Consider the following 4,477-nt stretch of genomic DNA (forward strand, 5'->3'; position numbering starts at 1 on the left):
CGCAAGGACGATGGCGAGCCCGGTTTGAAGACCATCTGGCTGGGCATGCAGCGCATCATGGACTTCGCCGCTGGGATCAAATATGCCAGAGAGATGCCGGACACGGAGAGTTGTGTGTAATGGGATGCTTTCAAGCACAGGTACATCCCGCTCGCCTTGTTTCCACCAGCAATTGATTCCAGCCTCGGCTGGCAATGGCCAATACCCAATCTGTTGCAGAAACGCTTTAAGATCGTCGCGATGAATGGAAACGAATTTCCCGTTGCGGGCATCGCCAGCAAGCGGGTCCGTCTCCTATGTGGTACCGGCATTGAGCATGATATCGAGCATGACCGGGCCGCTTGCCAGTTCGCCGGGCAGCCCGTCGCCCAACTCGGTATCGAGCGGCGGGTAGAGGTCAGGGTCTTTATCGCGTGTGAACTCGCGGTGCCGATAGATCGCGTAGCCTTCGAGCAATAGCCGTGCGAAGTCATTGCCATCGGGATGCCGTTCCGCGATTTGGGTAATGTTGAGCGAGTCAGGCAAGACGTTTTGCTGCTGCTGTCTGGCGGTCGATTGGAACTGGCGGAAATGTTCATTCATGGATGACGCTCCTTATCTTTGCGTCGTCCCTTCATTGAAGGAGCCAAGCCAGTGCGGTGAAAGGAATCCGCCTTTTCGGGAGCTACCCTAGACTTGGCAAACGCGGATCGACCGCTACAGCGCCACCTGATCGAGCATGGTGCGCCGCGCGGCCTTGGTGAACTTCCCGTAGTGCTTTTCGATCATGCGGATGCTGGTCCCGCAGTTCTCGGCAATAACCTGGGCGGGCACACCAGCCAACAATGCGCGGCTGACGTGGTAATGCCGGAGGGAATAGAAAACGGTCTCGGCGGGCAGTTTGGCAGCCTGCACTGCCGCATCCATCCGTCGCTTCTGATGGGACGTGCCCCAAATGCGCGCCGTCGTCGCGCGGCAGCAGTGGTGCGCCCGGCAGCTTGCCCTTGGCAACACGCTTGAAGAAGGCGATACCATCGCCGCTTAGGTAGCAGGTTCGTGGTCCGGTCTTGCCGTCGAGGTGCAGCGTCCCGCCCTGGGCGTCGAAGTCTTTAACCACGGCATCGGCCAACTCGCCATAGCGCGCGCCAGTGAGCACGGCAGCGTGCAGGAGGTTGCGGAAGCAGCCGTCAGCGGCAGCCAAGAGGGCTTTGACCTGCTCGGGATCGAGGAAGAGGGTTCGTGCCGCGTCCACGTCGCGGAACGCTTGGACTCGGCGCCACTCGGCATCGGATGCAGCGAGGCCGGAACGGAAGGCGAGATTCAGCGCGGCCTTGAGAATCGCCAGGAGTCGGTTCGCGCCATCCTTGGATCGACGCACATCCTCCGCGTCGTCCGAGGTGCGGACCAAGCCATCGCGCCACCGGTTCAAGTCAATCGTGCGCAGATCGGTCAGGCGTTTGCTCGCCAGTGTCGAAGGGACGCTATGGGCCAATCGCTGCTCGATCCCCTTTGCGCTCGACTCGCTATTGCGAACCCGCGCGTCCTGCACGTAGTCGGCGCACGCATCACGAACGGTGTAGTCCGGACGTTCGACCTGGGCAACACGGTCAGCGAACGCGCGCGCTTTGGCTTCCGCGTCCTCATAGCTCAGTTCGTTGCCCTCGCCGAAGGTGGCGTACTTGTACTTTGCCCCACCAATCGGGTCGCGTGCTCGTGCGCACCACTCGCTTTTGGACTCGCCCACGTAGAGGCCGACCGCCGCGCCTCGCTTGAAGTTGAACCAATAAGGTTCTTTCCGCGATTTCAGCGCGCTCCGCTTCCTGGTGGTGTTGATCGGGTTGACTGCCATGCCTCCAGCCTCTGCAACCGGAAATTTTCCGGAAGTTCGACTATGGATTCGTGCAGACAAGAATAGGCGGATAGAGACAGTCTTGCAATAGAATCAAGACACTTACGGACGGTTAGAAATTGGCCTAGATGGCGGTTACCGCACTCTCACGTCGGCAACAGGGGTTCGAACCCCCTAGGGAGCGCCAATAAGAATCAAGGGCTTGCGCCACACGCGAAGCCCTTTTTTTTGCGCCGAAAATGATCGATCAAGGGCGGCGATCGATGGCGGTTGTCATCGATTTGCCGTTGAAGCCCGCAAGAACAACCCCGAGTCTGGCTCGGGCGCTCGACGGCGACATGGAGAACCTGGACGGCTCATGAAGACGGCGGATCTGATTTGTCAGGAAGCCAAAACAGTGTCCGAGCATCTTGGCGTTGAAGTCCTCGACTGTATCGGGTATCGCTGGCGATCGAAGTCGAGTCGAAACCGCGTGCCGCGGGCTCGTCATGGATGGCTGGCGTGCTCGTGCTGCTCATGCTGTTCGGCGCGCTGGCGCGGGCGGCGGATCTCCGTTTCAGTTCCAGCCTCTGGGGATTTCAAGCCTTTCAGGAGCGGGCGGAGGTCTGGGCGCGCGAGCACGGGCATCGGTTGATCCCCTATGAGGTCGGGCGGATGGCCGATAACCAGCTTGCGCTCTATCGGCAAGCCTTGAGCGCGCACAGCCAGGAGCTCGATATTCTGCTGATCGACACGATCTGGCCGGGCGTGCTCGGCGAACATCTCGTCGATCTGCGGCGGCACCTGCCGGCACGCAGCATCGATCAGCATTTCCGTCCGCTCATCGACAACCTGACCGATGGCGAGGGGCGTCTCGTGGGGATGCCGCTGTATACCGATGCCGGGCTGCTCTATTACCGCCAGGATCTGCTCGACAAGTATGGCTTCGCGCCGCCCGCGACCTGGTCCGAGCTGGAGCGGATCGCGCGCGCCATCCTGGAGCGCGAGGCCGATCCCCAACTCGCCGGCTTCGTCTGGCAGGGCTATGGCTACGAGGGGCTGACCTGTAACGCGCTGGAATGGATCGATTCGTACCGAGGCGGGACCATCATCGACGACCGGGGCGAAATCACCATCAACAATCCGCGGGCCAGGCGCGCGCCTGGATCGGCGACATCTCCCCGCGCGCGGTGCTGGCCTACACCGAAATGGAAGCCGCGCGGCAGTTCGTCGCGGGTCAGGCCATCTTCATGCGCCACTGGATGGAATACTGGAAGGATGTGGAGTCCGCTGACTCAGCGGTCAGGGGACGAGTGGGCATCGTGCCCATTCCCAAGGGCGGATCGGACGGCAAGCACTCCGGCACGCTGGGGGATTATGAGTCTGGCCGTCTCGCGCTACTCCGACCAGATTCCCGAGGCGATCCGACTGGTCGCGTCGCTGACCGATCGACGCGCCCAATGGCGGTACGCCACGGACGCCTCCTTCAGTCCGACGATCGTCGATCTCTATGACGCGCTGGGGCTGGTCAAGGATCGGGCCTTCATGCTCGCCTTCAAGGACGTGCTGCTCAATGGCGTGGCGCGTCCCTCCACGGTCACGTGGCGTGACCTACCCCAAGGTCTCGAAAACCTTCCAAACCGCCGTGCACGCGATCCTCTCCGGCGAGGTCGAGACCGACACCGCCCTGAACAAGCTGGAGGCCGATCTGCGCCTGATCCGGCAACGCGCGCACTGGTCGCGGTAAGCTGTCCATGCCGTTTCGCCCCTTGTCGCCTCTGTCGCCGCGCTCGCTGAACTTCCGGCTCGTCGCCAGCTTTTTTGGCATTCTGCTGGTGATCTTTATCCATAGGCAACGTCATCACCATTCAACTCGCCAGGGAGCAACTGTATCAGCACCGCGACGCGCAGATCGCGGCGCGAGACCTTGCGCGCCGACATCGAACAGGCCGAACAGCGTTTGCACCAGGATCTCAAGGCGCAACTGGCGATCGTCACCGAGGCCGCCCGGGGGCCATTGCAGAATCAGATCAGCCTGATTCACGATGACAGCGAAGCGCACGCGCGAACTGGAGGAAAAAAATCGTCAGCTCGAAGCGCTGTCCACCACCGACTGGCTGACCAAGGTCAGCAACCGGAGCAAGCTGGACGCGATTTTCGGCGAACAGATTCAGCGGGCGCAACGCTACGGCGCGCCCTTTTCCATCCTGCTGTGCGATGTCGATTTCTTCAAGCGCGTCAATGACACGCACGGACATCAGTGCGGCGATCAGGTGCTGGTCGAACTGGCCAAACTCCTGAAAAACATCCTGCGCCAGATGGATCATGTCGGACGCTGGGCGGCGAGGAATTTTTGGTCATCCTGCCCGAGACCCAGCTTGAGGAGGCGGTGACGCTCGCCGAGCGCTTGCGGAGCGCGGTGGACGCCCATGCGTTTCCATGCGCCCAGCGCCACGTCACCATCAGTCTAGCCCAAGTTTAACGCCTCAGATTATTTCTCTTTTAAGATCATCCGCTTACAGCGGAAAAAATCGCTCAGTGGCACTACATTCGTGAAATTTTGTGAAACCGGACGATTCAGACAATCATTTTCTGTATCCCTCCCGGGCTGGGATCGCTGCCCAGCGCCTGGATGATCGCCAGCTGCGCCGGCTCGGCGCGGGTCGCCTT

6 protein-coding genes are annotated in these 4,477 nt (G+C 61.1%); 3 read left to right on the plus strand and 3 right to left on the minus strand.

The genetic code is table 11. The features are described from left to right. The coding region (locus CCR95_RS22075) for an IS4 family transposase (RefSeq protein ID WP_201098530.1) at positions 1–120 on the plus strand (120 nt) is incomplete at its 5' end. 174 nt (positions 121–294) lie between these two features. On the opposite strand, the gene CCR95_RS22080 is transcribed toward CCR95_RS22075, so the two are convergent. Together CCR95_RS22080 and CCR95_RS22085 are read right to left on the minus strand one after the other, a co-directional pair. Next, positions 295–582 (minus strand): hypothetical protein, encoded by a 288-nt coding sequence (locus CCR95_RS22080; protein WP_201098532.1) that lies wholly within the window; start codon positions 580–582, stop codon positions 295–297. Positions 583–664: 82 nt separating this feature from the next. Next, the gene (locus tag CCR95_RS22085) at positions 665–1,828 is read right to left on the minus strand and encodes a site-specific integrase (protein ID WP_201098534.1); all 1,164 of its coding nucleotides are present in this window, start codon (positions 1,826–1,828) and stop codon (positions 665–667) included. 492 nt (positions 1,829–2,320) lie between these two features. Here CCR95_RS22085 and CCR95_RS22090 point away from each other — a divergent pair, with 492 nt between their 5' ends. After that, the gene (locus CCR95_RS22090) at positions 2,321–3,604 is read left to right on the plus strand and encodes an extracellular solute-binding protein (protein ID WP_201098536.1); all 1,284 of its coding nucleotides are present in this window, start codon (positions 2,321–2,323) and stop codon (positions 3,602–3,604) included. A gap of 64 nt (positions 3,605–3,668) precedes the next feature. On the opposite strand, the gene CCR95_RS22095 is transcribed toward CCR95_RS22090, so the two are convergent. Then, positions 3,669–3,851 carry a hypothetical protein gene (locus CCR95_RS22095; RefSeq protein WP_201098538.1) on the minus strand — a complete coding sequence of 61 codons (183 nt, stop codon included), beginning with the start codon at positions 3,849–3,851 and terminating at the stop codon, positions 3,669–3,671. Between the two features lies 1 nt (position 3,852). Between CCR95_RS22095 and CCR95_RS22100 the strand changes: the two genes are divergently transcribed. Then, on the plus strand, positions 3,853–4,200 hold the full coding sequence (locus CCR95_RS22100; protein WP_201098540.1) for a GGDEF domain-containing protein: 348 nt from the start codon (positions 3,853–3,855) through the stop codon (positions 4,198–4,200). Positions 4,201–4,477 lie beyond the last annotated feature (277 nt).

This window comes from Thiocystis minor (genome assembly GCF_016653465.1).
In the GTDB taxonomy this organism is placed as follows: domain Bacteria; phylum Pseudomonadota; class Gammaproteobacteria; order Chromatiales; family Chromatiaceae; genus Chromatium; species Chromatium minus.